19 protein-coding genes and 1 tRNA gene are annotated in these 19,913 nt (G+C 41.7%); 10 read left to right on the forward strand and 10 right to left on the reverse strand.

Going from position 1 to position 19,913, the window contains the following annotated elements; genetic code table 11:
* Positions 1-38: 38 nt before the first annotated feature.
* The 4 genes from LPTSP_RS06365 to LPTSP_RS06380 are packed head-to-tail and all read right to left on the reverse strand — an operon-like array spanning position 39 to position 3,622.
* Complete coding sequence (locus tag LPTSP_RS06365; RefSeq protein ID WP_108927974.1) at positions 39-2,297, reverse strand: sulfatase family protein; 2,259 nt, start codon at positions 2,295-2,297, stop codon at positions 39-41.
* Entirely contained in the window at positions 2,278-2,862 is a 585-nt protein-coding gene (locus LPTSP_RS06370) for an RsmD family RNA methyltransferase (RefSeq protein ID WP_108927975.1), read from the reverse strand. The genes LPTSP_RS06365 and LPTSP_RS06370 overlap by 20 nt, the downstream gene beginning before the upstream one ends.
* Positions 2,859-3,425 (reverse strand): hypothetical protein, encoded by a 567-nt coding sequence (locus LPTSP_RS06375; RefSeq protein ID WP_167396414.1) that lies wholly within the window; start codon positions 3,423-3,425, stop codon positions 2,859-2,861. Before LPTSP_RS06375 ends, LPTSP_RS06370 begins: the two co-directional genes overlap by 4 nt.
* Positions 3,426-3,430: 5 nt before the next feature.
* Positions 3,431-3,622 (reverse strand): hypothetical protein, encoded by a 192-nt coding sequence (locus LPTSP_RS06380; RefSeq protein WP_108927976.1) that lies wholly within the window; start codon positions 3,620-3,622, stop codon positions 3,431-3,433.
* 105 nt (positions 3,623-3,727) lie between these two features.
* Here LPTSP_RS06380 and LPTSP_RS06385 point away from each other — a divergent pair, with 105 nt between their 5' ends.
* From LPTSP_RS06385 to LPTSP_RS06395, 3 genes are all read left to right on the forward strand, one after another.
* Entirely contained in the window at positions 3,728-4,720 is a 993-nt protein-coding gene (locus LPTSP_RS06385) for a hypothetical protein (protein ID WP_108927977.1), read from the forward strand.
* A 4-nt stretch (positions 4,721-4,724) separates the two neighbouring features.
* The gene (locus tag LPTSP_RS06390; RefSeq protein WP_108927978.1) at positions 4,725-5,084 is read left to right on the forward strand and encodes an LIC12806 family lipoprotein; all 360 of its coding nucleotides are present in this window, start codon (positions 4,725-4,727) and stop codon (positions 5,082-5,084) included.
* A 127-nt stretch (positions 5,085-5,211) separates the two neighbouring features.
* Complete coding sequence (locus LPTSP_RS06395; RefSeq protein ID WP_108927979.1) at positions 5,212-7,257, forward strand: adenylate/guanylate cyclase domain-containing protein; 2,046 nt, start codon at positions 5,212-5,214, stop codon at positions 7,255-7,257.
* 40 nt (positions 7,258-7,297) lie between these two features.
* Here the strand turns inward: LPTSP_RS06395 and LPTSP_RS06400 are convergent, their stop codons facing one another.
* From LPTSP_RS06400 to LPTSP_RS06410, 3 genes are read right to left on the reverse strand one after another with little or no spacing between them, the layout of a single operon-like run.
* Positions 7,298-8,227, reverse strand: coding sequence for an energy transducer TonB family protein (locus LPTSP_RS06400; protein WP_108927980.1), 930 nt, complete (start codon positions 8,225-8,227; stop codon positions 7,298-7,300).
* Entirely contained in the window at positions 8,205-9,236 is a 1,032-nt protein-coding gene (gene ruvB, locus LPTSP_RS06405; protein ID WP_108927981.1) for a Holliday junction branch migration DNA helicase RuvB, read from the reverse strand. The genes LPTSP_RS06400 and ruvB overlap by 23 nt, the downstream gene beginning before the upstream one ends.
* A gap of 9 nt (positions 9,237-9,245) precedes the next feature.
* The gene (locus tag LPTSP_RS06410) at positions 9,246-10,385 is read right to left on the reverse strand and encodes a S1C family serine protease (RefSeq protein WP_167396415.1); all 1,140 of its coding nucleotides are present in this window, start codon (positions 10,383-10,385) and stop codon (positions 9,246-9,248) included.
* Between the two features lie 93 nt (positions 10,386-10,478).
* Between LPTSP_RS06410 and tmk the strand changes: the two genes are divergently transcribed.
* The gene (tmk, locus tag LPTSP_RS06415) at positions 10,479-11,072 is read left to right on the forward strand and encodes a dTMP kinase (RefSeq protein WP_108928194.1); all 594 of its coding nucleotides are present in this window, start codon (positions 10,479-10,481) and stop codon (positions 11,070-11,072) included.
* Here the strand turns inward: tmk and LPTSP_RS06420 are convergent.
* On the reverse strand, positions 11,066-11,410 hold the full coding sequence (locus LPTSP_RS06420) for an LIC10421/LIC12816 family protein (RefSeq protein ID WP_108927983.1): 345 nt from the start codon (positions 11,408-11,410) through the stop codon (positions 11,066-11,068). The genes tmk and LPTSP_RS06420 overlap by 7 nt on opposite strands.
* A gap of 109 nt (positions 11,411-11,519) precedes the next feature.
* Entirely contained in the window at positions 11,520-12,962 is a 1,443-nt protein-coding gene (gene omp85, locus LPTSP_RS06425; protein WP_108927984.1) for an Omp85 family outer membrane protein, read from the reverse strand.
* A gap of 143 nt (positions 12,963-13,105) precedes the next feature.
* Here omp85 and LPTSP_RS06430 point away from each other — a divergent pair.
* From LPTSP_RS06430 to LPTSP_RS06455, 6 genes are all read left to right on the forward strand, one after another.
* Positions 13,106-13,177, forward strand: a tRNA-Arg gene (locus LPTSP_RS06430).
* A gap of 454 nt (positions 13,178-13,631) precedes the next feature.
* Positions 13,632-14,534: an SDR family oxidoreductase gene (locus LPTSP_RS06435; RefSeq protein ID WP_108927985.1), complete on the forward strand. Its 903-nt coding sequence runs from the start codon at positions 13,632-13,634 to the stop codon at positions 14,532-14,534.
* A 6-nt stretch (positions 14,535-14,540) separates the two neighbouring features.
* Positions 14,541-15,464 carry a helix-turn-helix domain-containing protein gene (locus LPTSP_RS06440; protein ID WP_108927986.1) on the forward strand — a complete coding sequence of 308 codons (924 nt, stop codon included), beginning with the start codon at positions 14,541-14,543 and terminating at the stop codon, positions 15,462-15,464.
* Positions 15,465-15,718: 254 nt separating this feature from the next.
* Positions 15,719-17,362 (forward strand): DUF3556 domain-containing protein, encoded by a 1,644-nt coding sequence (locus LPTSP_RS06445; RefSeq protein WP_108927987.1) that lies wholly within the window; start codon positions 15,719-15,721, stop codon positions 17,360-17,362.
* Positions 17,362-18,819, forward strand: a complete 1,458-nt coding sequence (locus LPTSP_RS06450) for a phytoene desaturase family protein (protein WP_108927988.1) — start codon at positions 17,362-17,364, stop codon at positions 18,817-18,819. The genes LPTSP_RS06445 and LPTSP_RS06450 overlap by 1 nt, the downstream gene beginning before the upstream one ends.
* Entirely contained in the window at positions 18,816-19,454 is a 639-nt protein-coding gene (locus LPTSP_RS06455) for a TetR/AcrR family transcriptional regulator (protein WP_108927989.1), read from the forward strand. Before LPTSP_RS06450 ends, LPTSP_RS06455 begins: the two co-directional genes overlap by 4 nt.
* A gap of 10 nt (positions 19,455-19,464) precedes the next feature.
* On the opposite strand, the gene LPTSP_RS06460 is transcribed toward LPTSP_RS06455, so the two are convergent.
* Positions 19,465-19,902, reverse strand: a complete 438-nt coding sequence (locus LPTSP_RS06460; RefSeq protein WP_245915485.1) for a TIGR04452 family lipoprotein — start codon at positions 19,900-19,902, stop codon at positions 19,465-19,467.
* Between the last annotated feature and the right edge of the window lie 11 nt (positions 19,903-19,913).

Raw genomic sequence — 19,913 nt, forward strand, 5'->3', positions numbered from 1 at the left:
TCAAGTCTTTCCGAGACAGAAAGAAAAAAGCATTACGATCAAAGTTCTGCTTTTGGAAGGAAATAGTCTCCCGCCTTCTTCCATTTCCCGGAACCGATCAGTAGGAGCTCCAACTTACGCTGCAAATCGCCGCAAGAAGAAGCCGGAAGTGGATTCGTATTCCATGGATCGGAAATCCTGTCGTAACAGGTGTATAAAACACCATTTGGACTCGGAATATAGATCAGCTTTTTGGTCCTGGTTTGGAGCATTCTATGTTTGGAAAATAGAACAGTCTCTTTTGCATAAGGATCGGAAACAGTCACACTATTCCCATCGTTTGGATCGATTGAATGTAACTCCAAAATATTCGGATAACGGATCCTATCTTTCTGGAAAAAATGATCTCCCCGATCCGAAAACCAAATCCCTGTCTCTGAATAAACGGAACGATCCTCTGTCCAGGTTTCTTCTTTCGGGAGCCTGGTCAGATCTTTTCCTCGCAACGAAAGATTTTCGGAAGATATTCCCAAAACGGAAAGAATTGTAGGAAACACATCCAATGAGCTTGTGATCCCTTTAAAATTGCGGACTTCCTTTCTTTCGAATGATTTTGGAAACTTGATGATGAGAGGGATCTTGGTAACACCCTCCCCTCTCAAATGCTCCCCATGCCCATGACTATGATCCTCTTCAAACAAGGACTCTCCATGATCAGAGGTAAGAATGATAAGTGTATCGTCGTACAACTTTCTTCTTTTCAGTTCTTCCAAAATTTTCCCGACGGAAAAATCAAAAGCAGTCAATGAAGCGGAATAAATAGAACGGATCTGTTCCTGTTCTTTTTTATCAGGCTTCTCCGAATTACTCGGATCCACAAAACGGAAATATTTAGAAGGTCCGTAATAGTGGCGATCTGTATTCTTATAAAAAGGATAAGGCGGACTATAAGGGAAATGAGTTACGGAAGAAAAATACAGTGCAAAAAAAGGACGATCCTTTTTATCGAACACCGAGAATAGATCCGGTAAAATCCTAGAATCATCGCCCAAGCTGGGAAGGGACCGGATAGAAGAAAGATATTCCCCTCCTCCAAAAAAAGTCCCAGTCAAAACAGGAAGAAAGAAGACCTGAGATTCGATCGTCCTTTGTTGTGTTAATGTCTCCGCGCTAAAATTCGGAGCATATACATTTTGGAATCCCCAATTCGCTCTCGGAAAAATATCTCCTGCAAAGGAAGAGACCACAAAGGTCTTATGAGATTTTCCTAAAATGCCTGGAAGTGTAGCGATCGTATTCCCTAATTTAGAACGATCTTCTTTATCAGGGAACATATCCTGGATCCCATGTTCGAAAGAATATTTCCCACTCAAAAAATCCGCCCAAGAAGGAAATGTCCTAGGGATCGTAGAATGATGATCCAAAAGTACGAGAGATTCGGAAGCAAGACGATCTATGTTCGGAGTTTTATCTTTTTCCCCTTTTACAAAGCCCAATTGGTCCTGGCGAATACTATCCGCAGAAATGATAAGTACATTCGTATTAGAAGAATATTCCAAAGCTTCTTTAGATACAGAGCTCCCATTCCGAGTTTTCGTAAAAAAAGAAAATCCGAAACCTATGAGTACAACCGCAACAAAAACCAGATCCTTTTTAGAACGAGAGAATCGAATATCAAAGGAATAAAAAGCAGAAGCAGTCAAAATGCCCCAAGCAGACCCTAAAAGATGAAAAGAATAAAATAATATTATAAAAACGGAATACCTGATCAGAGATTCATAGAACTTAGATTTCCAAAAAGACAATCCGGTTCGAACGACTTGAACTACCAAAAATAAGAATAAAACCGATTTAAAGAAGAAGGGAGAAAAATGATCCGTAATAAAATATAAAAACCCGATCGCCCAAGAATGTCTGTAATAGAAAAATTCTCCATATACTTGAGGATATTCCGAAACGGATCCACAAAATAGAAAAAATAAGACCGAGAATAAAATTAAATAAATCTTATATATTCTAATCTTCTTTCCTTTCTTCCATTCCGAAAAATCAGGACCTAAAAATAAGATCGCTGCTCCAACAAAGAACGCATAAGAAGAAGCGAATACTCCGCCTAGATCTCTCAGTAATAAGGGAATAAGCCCGTAAAAAAGAGAAATAAATTCGCTGATATCCACTCCCATTACATGCAAAGAAGTATTGGTTAGAAGACAAAGAAGGGTCAGAACAAATACGAAAACCCCTGAATGGATCCAAGGGTTCCCGGAGTTAAATTCGGATCGGATGGAATTTTTAAATTTAGACCAGAACTCGGACATTCAAAGTATTCCTGCCGAAGGAACGAGGAGTAAAATTTTCCCAATCCAAAGGAAGCGGAGACTGCACGATAATCGCAACCACACCTGGTTCGTTTTGGACAATCTCCTCTACTACCTTCTTCAATTTTTCCGCCTTCTTTTCCCAGAATGAATAAGGAGGGTCCATAAAATACACTTTCGTTTTTTCAGGAATATCGAATCCCAAATAGAATCGGAAAGCGTCTTTTCGTAAGACTAAATGAGGTTTTCCTAATTTATCCAAAACACCTTTCAGGCTTTCAAATCTATCCCAGGCAAGTTCCAAAAATACCGCTCTTGCAAACCCTCTACTCAAAGATTCAATCCCCATCTGTCCGGACCCGGCAAATAGATCCACAAACGCGGAATCTTCCATATTCAAACGGCCTTGGAGCTGTAAGGATTCAATAATATCAAATAATGATTTTTTAATGATCGCAGGTGTAAAATTACTCTTACCCTCAGGGCTGACTGGAGAAGGGATCAATTTCCCTTTCAGTTCCCCGGTTTGGATCCGAAGTCCTTTTGTTTTTTTTCCCGGTTTCATTTTTCCTCTTTTTTCTTTTCCAGACCTATTTCTAAGATCCGGATCCGTTTTCCCAATTTGGAATCCGCTGGTACGGATTTCAGTTTTGCCAAAACGGAACTCGCCGCTTCGTATTCCTGAGAAGAATACAATATGCAGGCGTATGTGTAAACACCTTCGGAGTACCGAACGGAAGACTCACCCTTATTTAGGAAAATTTTTCCCCAGCGAGCGCCCGACTCATAGGATTCTAATACCAATGCACGTTCTAAAAATAAAAAAACAGAATTATAAAAGATAGAAGGTTGTTCCTTGGATCTGGAATAAATGCTCAAAAGTGTCTTATCTATCTCTTCTAAACTGGATTCGGAAGCGACGTATAACAAAAGGATCTTATAATCCAATTCCCCCGATCTAAGACCCGATCTGGAGACTTTTACTAAGGTGTCATAGTTTCCTTTTTTATAATATTCGTACACCTGGTCGAAATCCACCGCGTAGATAGAATTCGAAAATAAAAAGATTACGATAAGAATGATAGGAGCGGTCCGAAATGATACTTTTGGAAAAAAGTCGGACCGCAAAAAGATTAGAGTTCGATTACGTTTGAAGAGCCGCACATGGAGCAGATATGATTTTCTGGGCCGTCAAAAGATCCTTCGGCGTCATCTTCCCAACGATGATCACAGTCCTCACATACAAAAGTTACGGCGTCCTCGTCGAGGTAATCCGCGTCGCCGTCTGTTTCGTAATCCTCGTCAAAATCATAATTATAAGGCATATTTACACGGAATCCAGGAGGGGTCCGAGAGTCAAGCTAGAGTAGGAGTTCCAACCCCAAAAAATAAGTGAAAGGTCTAGGCTTTTTTTAAAATCTGACTTTAGCATGCTCTACCAAGCCAACCACAGAAGTTACAGAAAAAAAGCGAATTACAAACCGTTAGTGTTCTTTTTGATCCTGCTAGGTTTGGCTGGGATCGCGTTTTTTCTCAGACAAGATATCAAAAATCTGTTCGCGGGAGACAGACGTGTACTTCTTGAGAAAGAGAGGAAACTACTCCAAGAAGGGATCGTAAAAGGTGAGCCTAAAGAAGGAGAGATCAAAGAGTTCAAATCTACCGCAAAAGATTTTGTAATATCTAATCCTAAAGAAGGGATCTCCTACCATTATGCGGCGCTTTCGGGATATTACGAATTTTTACTATTAGGTTTTAGGTTCGACTCTGTTACTCTTTCCAAAATTGCATATACAGGTTTCCAAGAATTTTTAGAACAAGATAGTTCTTATCTCCCTCTTGTAGAAGATTCATACAGACAGGCATTAAGAGCACAAGCAATCGATCCGGAATTTTTAGAATCGACTGACAATCGTTATCTGATCGCATTCGGAGAATCCATTCGACAAAAACTCAGTCGCTCCGCATTGAACAAACTCCTGATCTCCATAGAGCCCGAGAAATTAAGTCCAGAATTAAAATCGGGTTACGCTTGGACCTGTTTAGTAGGAAGCGCACTTTCCGGAAATACCGAATTCTTAAAAAAGATACTCTCTCAACAGGATGTCTCCGGTTCTCTTTTACTCTCCGCGAGAGAATCCGATTTTCTGATCGCGCTATCCGAATTCAGGGCCGGACAATATGTTTCTTCCTTAAATTATTTAAGAAGGGTCAAAAACGTAAATGAAGACTTTTTAACGGGAAGTTCTAAAATTTTAGAAGCAAGGATCTTTTATTACCAAAACCTTTCGCCAAAAGCGATCGTATTATTAGAAGAATATTATCCTAATTCAGGGGACAGAAAGGAAGAAGTTCTACTTCTTGCAAAAGAGATACTCTCTAAAAACCAAACCCTGAAAACGAAATTACCGGTAGAGGATTAAAAAAATGAAATATTCTTTCTTCATTATACTTTTAGCTTTTTTAGGATGCGGGGTAAAACCTGTACCTCCTCCTGCAGGAAAATTTTGCGAGCCTATGCTCAAAAATACACAATGTGTGTATTTGGATTTCAGGAATTCAAAGGCAATCTTAGAAGATAAAGAATATCCTATGAAGTCCACAAGCACTTTGAATTTTTCCTATAAAGTGGACGAGGTCTATTACGAAGTGGAAGTCCTGAACGAAAATAGGGTTAAGATCACAGGAACAAACGGATTCCAAAAAACATTATTAAAACTAAAAGATAAAGACGAGAGAAAAAAAGAATACGCAAAACTTTGGAAGGCGATCAAAGATCTATTCTAAGTTTCCCTCCTACTACTCGAACGAGCGATGTAGGCATTCTTCTATCAAATAATTCCAGAAGGACCGACCGGATCGCAAAAAATGCTGGCTGGAACTGGTTTCTTCTACCCTATTGATTCCTACGCATATGAGTGATTCAGGTCATCCAACTCGCTTTTTCATTTTAGGAATTCTTATTTGTTTTTTATCCTTCTTCTCCTGTGCCGAAGCAAAAGGGAAAGAAAGGCCTAAGGCAGAAAACGGTATCTTAGATTTAAGTGCTTGGGATTTTACAAAAGACGGAACAGTAGAATTAAACGGAGATTGGAGATATTATTGGAAGGAACTCATTCCACCCAAAAATTTCCAAGACGATCTTGTTGCCGATCCGAGCGGTTTCATTCCTATTCCAGGAGTATGGAACGGTCATATTTTAAACGGCGAACCTTTACCTGCGATTGGATACATCACTTATCATTTAAGATTGTATCTTCCTGAAAACACTCCTGATCTTGCGATACGAATAGATGACGGCCAAGGTTCCGCGTATTCCTTATATTGGAACGGTAAGTTAGTGGCGTATAACGGAAGTCCCGGACCGTCTCCTGAAGAAGAACGTCCTGAGTATCTTGCACAAACAAGTTCTGTTCCTTATTCCAAACAAGTCGATCTAGTGATGCATATTTCAAATCACTATCATCGAAATGGCGGTTTTCAAATGCCGATCTTACTTGGTGACTCATCCAAGATTTTTGCGGCAAGAGATAGGAACAGGATGACCAGCGCATTTTTAGCAGGAGCCCTACTCATCATGGGCCTGTATCATATGGGCCTTTTCCTATTTCGCAAAAAAGAAATGGAGATTTTTTGGTTCTCTCTAACCTGTCTTGCTATCACCTCCAGAGTACTTACCAGCGGAGAAAGATTCATAGGAGAAGCGTTCAGAAATATTCCTTGGAATATTTTTATCAGAATAGAATACCTCTCCTTTTATTTAGGCGTTCCCTTCATGGCTATGTTTATGAGGACCTTGTATCCTTCTCAGTTCAAAAAGACATCCATGATTGTCATTTTTACGTTATCTATTCCCCCATGCCTTTCAATTATAGTGCTTCCTCCCTCACTTTTTAGTTATACGCTCCCTTATTACCAAGCATTGATCGTATTCGGCGGAATATATGGTATGATCATGTTGGCAGTAGCTATCTTCAAAGGTTTACAGGGCGCAAAACTGATGTTACTCGGTTTAGGAATATTCTATGCATCCGTTCTAAATGATTTTATTTTTTACCAGTTTCACATTGGACCTGGGTATCTCACTCCTGCAGGTCTATTCTTATTAACGTTTGCGGATGCGGCCCTACTGGGCAGAAGGATCGCAAGCGCATTCAACACCAGTGAAGAACTATCCGTCAATCTGGAGAAAAAGGTAGTAGAAAGAACAAAGGAACTCGCAGAAGAAAGAGATCGTACAGATTTACTATTATTAAATATTCTTCCCAAACCCGTTGCAGAAGAATTAAAATCCAAAGGATCGGTGACTCCAGTATATTACGAATCCGCGAGTATACTATTCACAGACTTCGTGGGATTTACTAAAATCGCAGAAGATATGTTGCCAAAAGATCTAGTAGAAGATCTACACAATTGTTTTTCGGAATTCGATTCAGTCGTTTCCCGGTTAGGTTTAGAAAAACTGAAAACGATCGGGGATTCTTACATGTGTGCCGGAGGAATTCCGAATATCAATTTCACTCATGCTGTCGACAATTGTTTAGCAGGTTTAGAATTCCTAAGATTCATGCATAAGATCGCAAATGCTAAATCACAAATGGGTCTTCCATTCTGGGAATTAAGAGTGGGAGTTCATACCGGTCCAGTGACATCGGGAGTGATCGGCTCCAACAAATTCGCTTACGATGTTTGGGGGGATGCGGTCAATCTTGCGAGTAGAATGGAATCCTCAGGTAAACCGGGACATCTAAATATCTCCGGCTCCACATATGAGATAGTAAAAGATTTTTTTGTATGCGAGCATAGAGGAAAGATCCAAGCAAAAGGAAAGGGAGAAGTGGATATGTATTTTGTAAGTTCCATCCGCCCCGAATTATCCGTGGATTCCAAAGGGATTTTTCCAAATGAAAAATTCGAAACTTTAAGAACGGAATTAAATCTGAAATTCAGCGCAGTTTGATCTCTGCAGCTTTGGAAGGAATATTAAAAATTCATTATCTTCAATAAAAACGAGGGAAAATAAAAGTAATTCCGTAGATCATTCCTTGGGCTTTTACTTCTTCCGGGACTTTTCCGAAGTTTTGTCCTCGAAGCGCATCCACACAGGATTGATCCACAAGCGCTTGCCCCTGGGAAGAAATGAGCTTAGTATCAACGACTTGGCCTGCGTCATTTAGCATAAATTGGACCTTCACCTCTCCCGGTTCTATCGCTTGTCTGATCACCTTCCCGGCTCCGTCGCGATAACCGTAATTTCCTCCGCCTGGAGGGGAAAAACTCTGCTCGATCTGGCGGAGCATTCTTTTGAAATATTCGTAGCCGACTAACTTTTTAGTCGGAACACTCATAGAAGAGCTTCCGTCCCAACGAAAGAGCATGTCCTGTTGGAACCTATAATTAAACGGGATCTTGGTCATTCTTCCGGTAGCTGGAGTTTGCTCCGGAGTTTGTTCGTTCGGATTAGTGAATTCTACTGGATCCTGTTTTAGGATAGCGACCTCGTATACTTTCTCTTCTTCCGTTTTCTTTTGGGAATTTTGAGGACTTGCCTTGGAAGGATTTCTAAAAATATTTCCCATCACGAATTCGCGAAAAGGAGAAAGTGTATGAAATCCTTCTTTTTTAGTGATCCCACCGGAACCAGCGGACTCAACGTTAGACAATGCTTTGTATTCGTCCTTGATCCTTTTGTCTACGAACTCTTGTTCCAATAGTACTTCGTAGATTTTTTCCCTCTCCGCTCTTTCTTTGACCTGAACTAGCGGGTCTTCTCCCAAGATCTTAAAAAGAATATTGCGTGTGAATAAGTGAGCTACTAAGAAAGAAGCAAAAGCAAATACGAAAAATGCGGCGAATAGAAGGCGACGGTCATCTTCTCCTAGATCTCCTGTATTATCTATTTCACTTTTAAAAAAGGCCGGGAGCCGCATCTTCTTCTATTCTTTTGCCGAAAGCCGGGGGAACTCTGTCCATCAGCTGATAGGCCTTCTCTGTGGCAACTCTACCGGAAGAGGTTCTATTGATCAAGCCAACTCTTACCATATAGGATTCGTAATGATCTTCGAGAGTCCTTTCTTCCTCTCCGATTACTGCGGCGATGGGCTTCAGACCAACAGGGCCACCCTTGTACCGATCGATCATACATTCCAGGATCTGGCGGTCCATTCTATCCAGGCCCAATTCGTCTATTCCGAGGCGAGAAAATGCCTCCTCGCAGGCGGGGATACGGATCTTTCTTTCCCCTTTTACCTCCGCAAAGTCCCTCACTCTTTTGAGAAGATGGTTTGCGATCCTAGGGGTTTTTCGGGACCTTCTTCCTATTTCGAATGCTGCGTTCTCATCTATCTCGTAACCCAGGATCTTAGAGGATCTTAAAACGATATCTTTCATCTCAGCATCATCGTAATATTCCAAACGGAAATGGATACCGAATCTACTCTTGAGAGGATCCGAGATGAGTCCGCTTCGAGTCGTGGCACCGATCAAAGTGAATGGTTTTAATTTGATCTGGATGGTTTGGGCGGTGATACCTTCTCCCACTAGGAGATCGATCATGAAATTTTCCATCGCAGGATACAAGATCTCTTCTACCTTGCGGCTTAGGGAATGTATTTCATCTATAAATAATATATCTCTCTCTTCTAGATCGGTGAGTAATTTTGCAAGGTCTGCTCCCCTTGTCAAAACTGGAGCAGAAGTGACTACGATCCTTGTGCCCAGTTCTTGGGAAATGATACCCGCAAGTGTAGTCTTACCTAGACCAGGAGGCCCTGATAGAAGTACATGATCCAGGGCCTGGCCTCTTTTTTTGGCGGCTTCTACAAAAACGCCTAGATTGGACAGGATCTCTTTTTGTCCTATAAACTCGGAGAATAAGGAGGGACGAAGAGATATCTCATCGTCGAATTTATCCTCCGGATTTAAAGTATGTCCTGCCAAAAGACTTTTTTACTCCGCCAGTTTGACCGAAATTTTTAGGATCTGGCCTTTTCTGAATACGACTATCGAAACACGTTGCCCGACTTTAGAAGCTCGGATCTTTGAAACCACGTCATTTGCGTTCTTGATCTTGGCTCCGTCGATCTCCAGGATCACGTCTTCTACGTCGATACCTGCCTCTGCGGCCGCACTACCATTCTGGACTTGGCGAACGAATGCTCCTTCCGGACCGGAAAGTTTAAGCTCCTTTGCAGTTTCTTCCGTAAGATCGTCTAACGCTACTCCCAAGCGAGCACGTTTGACCTTTCCGCCGGATTTTAATTCTTCTACGATTGCCTTAGCTTCGTTGATCGGGATCGCAAAACCTAAGCCGATCGAACCGCCGCTTGGGGAAACGATCATACGGTTGATACCAACCACTCTTCCGTTGATATCCAGAAGTGGTCCTCCAGAATTCCCTTGGTTGATCGCGGCGTCCGTCTGGATATAATGAACTCCGGAATTATCAATGCCGCCCCTTCCTACTTTGGAGATCACTCCCACTGTCATGGATTGTTCCAATCCGAACGGAGCACCAATTGCGATCGCCCAATCCCCCACTTTCACTGCGGAAGAATCTCCGATCTCGATCGGTTGTAGATCTTGGTTCGCTTCTACCTTTAGAAGAGCAACATCTATCATTGGATCCGTTCCGATCAACTTAGCGGAAACAGGTTCTTTTACATTTTTGAAAACTACTTTAAATTTATCGAAATTACGAACTACGTGATCGTTAGTGAGAATATATCCTTCTTTGTTGAGGATAAAACCGGAACCTAATCCGCTCACTTTTCTTTTCTGATTTCTTACTCTACCTTGCGGTCCGTAAAAAAATTCCTGAAACGGATCGTTGTATTGAGGAACGTTGACTGTTCCTTCGGTGGCGATCAGCACCACGCTTGGAGAAACGTTTTCGTAAACTTCTTCGAATGCTTTTTGGATGGATACTGCGGCTTTCGCAGATGCGCTTGGTTCCCTGTCTGATTTCGCGTTTAAGAATAAAGCGCTGTCATTTCCTGTTCCGCAATACAAGATCGGAGAAAGGATCACTCCGGCCATAACGGATATGCCTATCACCAGGAAATTTTTGAATCTGTCGTTTTTTTTCATGGATTCCTGCCCTCGAGAATGGGATTCCGGTAGATGAGCTTTCAGCATTCGAAGCAAAACCACTCATGTCAAGTGGCTTTCCAATTCAAAGGCATGGCACAAATACCAGGATTTTACGTTTTTGAAGGTTTAGACGGAAGTGGTAAAAGTACCCTCTCCGTCCGGGTCTTAGACCTTCTCACCTCCAAACATGTTCCAGCAATTTGTTTTGCGGAACCGACTCGGTACGAATCCGGGCTGTTCTTGCGAAAATTTTTAAGCGGAGAAATAGAACTTTCTCCCGAAAAACAGATCGAAGCCTTTTTAGAAGACAGAGAAGTTTCTCTTCAAAGGAATATTTTGCCTTCACTCTCCCAAAAAAAAATAGTGTTACTGGATCGGTATATGTATTCCACGGCTGCTTATCAGTCAGGGGAATTTTTTTCAGCGCAAGAGATCCTAAAAAAGAATTTAGACAGAGGATTTCCGGAGCCTGAAAAAGTTTTTTATCTGGAAATTGAACCCGAAGAAGCTTTGGCGAGATTGAAGGGAAGAGACACTACAAAAGATCGATTCGAGACGATCAGCGCATTGATTAAGATCAAAAAAGCATATGAAGAAATTCTTCCGGAAAATACCGTCCGTCTGGATGCGAAACTTTCTACGGAAGAATTATTAAAACTCGTAACCGAAAAAATCTCTTATTGAACCAAGGATTGTTGCAAGGTTTTCAAAGTCTCTTCGTGGATAGAAGCTTCTCTGTCCAATTGAGCTGCGAGTTCCACTAACTTCTTCTTACGAGCACCGGAAGAATGATGTTTCGGTTCGGAAGAAGCAAGTTCTCTCAAATGGGTCGCCTCATCCCTTTTCTTTTTAGAAAGATTGGCCAGGTATTTTTTGAATGCCTCTTTTTGTTCTTGTGTGGATAAACTTTCCACCAAGGCCTTTTCGATCAGTTTTGTCTCTTCTTCTGCGGAGAAAGAAGAAAGTGCAAATGGGAACAGGGACAGAATTGAAATTAGTCCGACAAGTGATTGGATCTTCATCTTGACTCTCTTTGATTGTTCTAAGGCCGATCTGTATTTTTGGTCCGGCCGAACTCAATTGTTTCGAAGGTACCAATCCTGAACAGCAAATTTCTATCTTCTCAAATTCTTAAAAGATTTGGCCTATGTCTATAAACAATTGAGAATCTTCTCTAGACTTAGCATAGTCGATCAAGATGACTGTAGCCTGATTCCAGATAATCCTTAAGCCAGTACCATAAGAAAATTTATAACCTTGGGTGCTAATATCATGATATCCGTTCCAGACTCTTCCGAAATCATAAAATGGAACCAGGCTCAATGTGATCAACTGATCCCAAAATTTGAAGGTGCCGAATCTCCAACGGATCTCTAAATTTCCGAAACCGATCATAGGAGCGATAAACCTTTCCTGTCTATAACCTCTAAGAGTTTGGAGACCGCCCAAGCCGTTGATAGGTCCGTCAATGGACCACATATAACGATATTCCGAAAAAGGAACTTCTCCCTTGGAATAATGAAGTCCAGCTCTTCCAGCGACCACAAGCTCTTCGAATAATTTCGGGAAAGGCATATAGAAAAATTTCCCTTGTGTAAAAAACTTCTCAAATTCGAAATCGGAACCCGCACGTTTGGAAGAAGAAGAATAATTCATCTCTAAAAGAACACCTGAATCCGGATCCGGTTCGAAGTCTCTTGTATCGTAAGCAAGACCCACATGAATATAATTTACATTTCCACCATGATACCCATTGATCAAACCAGCTTGGTAGTCTTGGGTAAGTTTAGAAGTTCCGTTGGGATAAGAAGAATCCCAGCCGGTAGCCGGATCTCTTGCAACGGAATAATAATCTCGATTCGTCGAAAGCTTTCCATTTGGATAATCGTACGTGCGGATGATATTCTGAGAAAACTCGGGAGCAACAATCCAACGAAAAGCTCCCCAAAAGGTTTTATCCACAGAGAATGTAGCTGTAGTAGAACGAAATTCGTATGTGTTGTATAAAACATTACTTTCATACGGATAAACGGATCCGGGAGAAGTAGGTCTGCGATAGGAAAGCGCATCCTCAAGATCGGAAAAGCTGCCTCCGTTCCTCAGTTCACCTGTGGGTTGGTTTCGATCTCTATACTGAATTTCGCGTAACGTGTCAGTTCCAATCCCGAAATACTGAGAATTTTTATTCGTGCTATAAGAAATACTCGTCTTCAATCTATACGCAGTATCGAAAAGAAAAGGACTATCAAAAGTGAACTCGTAGTAGTCAGCGCCTTTTGTAGTCTTGTATGCCTGAGCGCCGAATCTATATTTGTAAGGTTGGAATTCGAAATAAGGATCCTTACGATCTCCGTTCTGGTATAAAAATCCTCTGGCTCCGTAACCCTGTCCTCTAACAGGATCTTGCGAAAAAACCGGAAGACCAGTCGCATACCAACCGTTTCTTTTTTCTTCCAGTTCTTGTTTGGAAAGACGTTTGGATTCGTTCAGGTCGATTGCAACCTTCTCCCCTTCCGAAAAAATCGAAATAGGAAGTAAGATACTGGCTATAAAAAAATGCCGAAGAGAAAACAAATGCAAGCGCCTATAGGCAAGTTGAACAAGAGTAATAAAATGTAAGCTAAAAACCTCTGCAACTTCTCTGACATTTACGTAAAATCTTAAGCCAAGGAATCAGATTGACTGCTCGGGCAAGTCACAAAAACTCACCAACATACGCACCTATAGCTCAACGGATAGAGTACAGGCCTCCGGAGCCTGGGGTCCGGGTTCGAGTCCCGGTAGGTGCAGAATTCCAAACAACTAATCAACTGGACTCGAAGCGAAAGCTGGAAAGCGATCTTAGCGACCCATAGGGAGCGTGAAAGATCGCGTGCGAAACACAGGATGTGTTGAGCCCAGCTTGAGACGCCCCAGAGCTTAGTTGGCCAGGATGGACAACTGCGTCGGGGCGAGTCCCGGTAGGTGCAATCCTGCAATTGTAACTTTTCGTTCGGTTTTAACCATTCTCGCAATTTAAAGCAGCCGACTCGTTTGATCTCGTTACACTCGATCACCGACTCCTTCGGGTCGTTACCTCGCTCCCTATGGGTCGCTTGCGGTAGGTGCAGTCCTGCAAAACGGCTACATTCGTCTGAAGTTCGGCTACACGAATAATCTCTGAGAAAAGAACTTCTCATATCATAAATCGATCTGAATAGGAAATACCGCTTATACAAGCATCTCTAATTCAGGAGAATACCTATGAAGATTATTATTACGGGTTCACTCGGACATATAAGCAAACCACTTGTCGAAGAATTGATCCGAAAGGACCATTCAGTTACTGTTATCAGTAGTAAACCGGAGAGGAAAAAGGAAATAGAAGCGATAGGCGCAATTTCTGCTATCGGCAAAATGGAAGATAGCGAATTCTTATCGCAAACCTTTCAAGGTGCAGATATAGTTTATGCTATGGAAGCAATCGGCTACGAGAACTTTTTTGATCAAAACCTGGATATAATGGAAGCAATTCGTCGGATCGCAAATAGTTATAAAGTAGCCATCGAACAATCAGGAATTAAACGAGTGATCCATTTGAGTAGCATAGGAGCACATACCACAGATAGCGGGATACTTGCTTTTCATCATGACGCGGAAAATATTCTAAGAAATTTACCAAGTGACGTTTCGATTAAGTTTATGCGTCCGGTTGGATTTTATTATAATATGTTCGCATTTATACAAACGATAAAGACAAGAGGAGCGATCATATCCAATTATGGGGGAGATGAAATAGAGCCTTGGGTTTCTCCTTTGGATATTGCGGAGGTAATTGCGGAAGAGATCGAAAAACCATTCGAAGGAAGAAGTATCCGTTATATCGCAAGTGATGAAGTTTCGCCAAACGAAATCGCAAAAACTTTGGGTAAGGCGATCGGAAAGCCGGATCTGAAATGGACGGTTATCTCTGATGAAGAAGCATTGAACGGTATGATCGCAGCCGGCATGAACCCAAAAACTGCCGAAGGTTTCATGGAAATGAATGCTTCCAGAAGAGGTGGAGTATTGTATGAGGACTATTTCCGAAATCGACCAATATTGGAAAGGACCAAATTAAAGGACTTTGCCAAAGATTTTGCTTCGGCTTATGAGCAAATGAAGTAGGCTTACATGAAAGACATTCAAAAGCCATATAGAATCAAGACCATTAGCGAGTTTCATCAGTTGAGAGGTTTGCCAAAACCTGAACATCCTCTGATTAGTGTAGTGGATTATGGATCTATTGTACATTCTTCGGAATTTAATTTTACAAGTTGGACTCTCGATTTTTATTCCATTTCTCTGAAAAGGAATCCCGCAGTAAAAATGAAATATGGGCAGCAGGAATATGATTTTGACGATGGTATCTTGTTCTTTATGGCTCCAGGTCAAGTTTTTAGGATCGAGATTGGCAACGACAAAAAACCGGAACATTCCGGGTGGATCTTATTGATCCATCCGGACTTCATCTGGAATTCCGCATTGGCTAAGAATATTCGGAAATACGAATATTTTGATTACTCGGTGAACGAGGCTTTATTCCTGTCGGAAAAAGAAGAAGTCGTATTGAACAGTATTGTCAGTAACATTCGGCAAGAATATCATTCCAATATCGACAAATTTAGCCAGGAGATCATTATTTCTCACATTACTACTCTACTCAATTATGCAGAGAGATTCTATCATCGTCAGTTTATCACAAGAAAGATCACGAATCACAAGATCTTGGATCGTTTGGAAGAAATCTTAATCGAGTATTTTCGAGAGGGAGACTTAAGAGAAAAAGGTCTTCCTTCGGTCCAATATATAGCGGATCTATTGAATGTTTCTCCGAAATATCTAAGTGGGCTACTGAACGTATTAACCGGTCAGAGTACACAGCAACATATTCATGATAAGCTGATTGAGCAGGCAAAAGAAAGATTGTCTACTACCGATTTGCCGATAACCGCAATCGCTTATGAACTCGGTTTCGAACACTCTCAATCTTTTAGTAAGCTATTCAAAAGTAAGACAAAACTTACTCCAGTGGAATTCCGTCGTTCGTTCAATTAGTATTGCTCAAAAGTCAGAAAATCATAGATTAAGAAATCCCCCGCGAAGGATCGCAGCGGGGTCACAAAAATCGCGCATGCGATTTTTTGACCGGAGCGTAGAGCCTGACCCGAGTGAAGCGAGGGACGCGGCCCTATCCTTTTCCCCTACCTCTATAAAACACATTCTAAATGTGACCAATTAGTCATTTTTTCTTGACATTTCTTTGGACTCCTGTATATCACAGCCTCTAAATATAGAATTCGGAGAGAAAGATGTTCCTTCCTAAAGCTCCCCCCTATGACGCCTTGGCCTGGGCGAAAATGTCGTTCGCGGACAGGGCCCGTTTGTCCTGCCAAGCCTGGGCGGTCCAAGGTTACGGCTCCCCTCTCGGAGCTTATATTGTTTATGTTTTAAAGATCGCATTGTACATAGCAGGTTGGATCTATTTCTGTTCTTTCAGTCCGGGACTCGGAACCTGGGGAACCATCTCCTGGTGGTTTGTTCCGGTTGCTTTCCAGAAAGCGATCGTATGGAGTTTGCTATTCGAAGTATTGGGATTTGGATGTGGAAGTGGTCCATTAACCGGAAGATATTTCCCTCCAGTAGGCGGCTTCTTATATTTTTTAAGACCTAAAACTACCAAAATGCCTTTATTCGAAGGAGCTCCTATCATTGGAGGAAGAACCAGAGGAATTCTGGAAATCGTATCTTATGCTTCGGTTTTAGTGTATTCAGTTCTCTGTTTGATCCATCCTGCTCCTGGCTTCGAACAATTTTTACCGATCATCATCAGCTTGGTGATTGCAGGTATATTAGATAAAACTGTTTTTCTTGCTGCAAGAGCGGAACATTATTGGGTCACCATCGTAGTATTTGCATTCGCACAGAACTGGATCGCAGGGGCAATGATAGTCCAGCTTTCTATCTGGTTGTTTGCAGGATTCTCCAAACTGAACGCACACTTCCCAAGCGTAGTTTGCGTGATGGCGAGTAATAGCCCTTTCACACCTTTCTCTTGGTTCAGAAAGGCGATGTATAAGAATTATCCAGAGGATCTTCGTCCTTCTTCTACCGCAGTTGCAAAAGCGAATATGGGGATCGTTCTAGAATTAGGAACTCCTATCGTTCTATTTACAGGGATTATGACAGGTTCTCAAACGATCCTGTATTTGGGACTCGGAATGATGGTATTCCTACATAGTTATATCACGAGCAACTTCCCGATGGGAGTTCCTATAGAATGGAACTTCTTAGTAGTTTACTCCGCCTTTTTCTTGTTTGGCGCTAACCCTAGCATCACTCCTTTCCAATTAGATTCTGCACCTGTTGCAGCTTTCTTATTCGTGTTCTCTTTTGCTCTTCCATTGATCGGAAATATCAGACCGGATTGGATCTCCTTCTTACTAGCAATGAGATATTACGCAGGAAACTGGGCAGTAAGTGTATGGATGTTCAAAGAAGATAGTTATAAAAAATTGGAGAAGCTCACCAAAACCTCAGGATGGCTGTACGACCAGTTGGATATGTTCTACGAAAGAAAAGTATCAGTAGGTTTAGTGAGTAAGGTAATGGCCTTCCGACTCATGCACTTGCATGGAAAAGCATTCCAAAAGTTAGTGCCAAAAGCAGTTAAAAATTTTGAAAAGTATGAATGGGTAGAAGGTGAACTGATCGCTGGTATGGTAGTAGGCTGGAACTTTGGAGAAGGTCACTTACATAGCGAACAACTACTTCGATCCGTACAAGCACAATGTGGATTCAAAGACGAAGAATTACGCTGTATCTTTATAGAAGGTCAACCATTAGGAAAATCTACTATTAACTACAGGATCCACGACGCAGAAAAAGGATTATTGGAAGACGGAAAGATAGAAGTCGCCGATTTGAAGGAACTCCAACCTTGGCCGACTAAATAATGGATTTTAGCTCCGAAGAATATGATATTTGTATCATAGGATCCGGCCCGAACGGATTGGCTGCTGCCTCCGTTCTGGCGGGCTCCGGACTTTCTGTTTTAATATTGGAAGCTTCGGATACGATAGGTGGCGGTTTAAGAACTAAGGAGTTAACCTTACCAGGTTTTCACCATGATGTTTGTTCCGCAGCACATCCTATGGGCATTTTATCTCCTTATCTAAAAACACTTCCTCTAGAAAAACACGGACTCAAATGGATAGAGCCGGAAGCTTCCGTGGCACATCCTCTAGACGGAGAATCCGCTGTACTTTTAAAATTATCTTTGGAAGAAACCGCGGAGAATTTAGGCGCAGATAAAAAGTCCTATATAAAACTCATTTCTCCTTTTTTAAAAAATCCAGAAGGACTTTTGTCTGACGCATTAGCTCCTCTTGGTATCCCAAAACATCCATTCTTATTGGCAAGATTCGGATTATTAGGACTACGATCCGCGAAATCAATCGCAAATTCATGGTTCAAAGAAGAAAGAGCTAAAGCGTTATTCGCGGGCTGTGCCGGGCATTCTATCTTCCCATTAGATAAATTCTTAAGCGGGGCGCTGGGACTTTTATTCTCCTTAACAGGACATGTACGTTCTTGGCCTGTAGTAGAAGGCGGATCTGAGATGATCGCAAAATCTCTGGAATCTTATCTAAAAGGTCTCGGAGTAAAAATACAAACAAACTATAAGGTCTCAAATCTTTCGCAACTTCCAAAAACAAAGGCCATTCTTTTTGATACAAGTCCCGATCAGTTGGGATCGGTTGCAGGAAATACATTATCTTCTTCTTATATACGCAGGATCTCTTCTTTTAATTACGGACCTGGAGTATTCAAGATGGATTGGGCATTGGATGGCCCCATCCCTTGGAAAGATCCACGTTGTTTGCAGGCCTCTACTGTTCACGTAGGCGGAAAACTGTCCGAAATCGCAAAGGCAGAATCAGAAGTCTGGTCAGGAAAACATCCGGATCGTCCTTATATGTTGGTAGTACAACAAAGCCAATTCGACCCCACCAGAGCTCCAAAAGGAAAACATACTGGATATGCCTATTGCCATGTGCCTTCCGGTTCCACAAAGGACATGACGGAAACTTTAGAAAACCAAATCGAAAGATTCGCGCCTGGCTTCAAGGATAGGATATTAGCCAGACATTCCATGAATACAAAAGACTTTTACTCATATAATTTAAACTATATTGGAGGAGCGATCACCGGAGGAGCGGCGGACCTTCCCCAGGCATTTTTTAGACCTATCGCAAAAATGAATCCGTATACTACACCAAACCCTCATATTTACATTTGTTCCGCGTCCACACCTCCGGGAGGAGGAGTTCACGGAATGTGCGGGTACTACGCGGCCAAAGCAGTATTAAAAAAAATTTATAAACTAAAACATATTCGTTATTCCAAATGAAACTAGCAATATCCGGGTCCAGAAGACAGGACAATAAAACAAAAAACAGAAATGCGATCCTAAACGCAGCCCGAAGGGTTTTCGCGAGCGTGGGATTCGAGGCGTGTTCCACCAGGGAAATAATCCGGGAAAGTGGCTTAGCCCAAGGCACATTCTATAATTATTATAAAGATAAAGAATCCGTAATGCAGGACATTGCAGATGAACTAGCTGAAGGCATCCGAAGAGGGATTAGAGAAGCAAGGGCAAAAGCGGAAACTCCTCTGGCTTTTTTAAGCGACGCTTATTTTGCAGTTTTCCAGGTGATGATGCAAGATAGAATTCATTTGGATCTATTGACCAGAAACCGTGATATTATCAGGGGTTATCTGTTCCAAGGCGGTTCCATGACCTATATCTTGGAAGAATTGGACAGCGACTTGGAAAGAATGGTAGGGTTAGGAGGTTTTCCTGCGCATCCTATCCGGATTACTTCAGTAATGATGGTTGCTGCCGGCTTCGAAGCAATGGTTCTCTTAGCAAAAGAAGAAAATTACGATCTTAGAAAATTGTCCGATTATTTGGGCCTTCTTTTCCAGGGAGGTATAACCAATGTCTCGAAGGTCATCCAGGAAGATAAGGAGTTGCAGAGATAAAACCTGCTCTTCAACTCCCGCTATTAGAACTTTTACCAATATTCTGATCAAGAAGCAGATCGTTCGGACTCAAACGACAAGTTCTATTGGTCAAATATGTAGTAAAAGAATCATAATCCAATGCGACTCCTAAAAATTGGATCACTTGAGCACAATTGTCCACATCCTTCTTTTTGTAATATTTGGACTCATCCAAATTAAATACAGTTTCATCTATAAAGGACGCAGTTATAACCTGTGTAGCCACTAACGAATCCAACTGCGACCCTGTATAACCTTGATCAGTGAAGTAAACATTTGCAGTCAGATAATCCCCTATTTTTGCTGCCGCTAATAATCTTTTCTTCGCCTCATCTCCTTTGTAAGTATCAGTTAATCCTAATGTATCTACTGCCACACAGTTCGCAATCGAAAGCATGATCAATATTGTGATGTAGATTCGTTTCATTTTTTTCATTT

Origin of the sequence: Leptospira johnsonii, assembly GCF_003112675.1 — a bacterium.
GTDB classification, from domain to species: Bacteria; Spirochaetota; Leptospiria; order Leptospirales; family Leptospiraceae; genus Leptospira_B; species Leptospira_B johnsonii.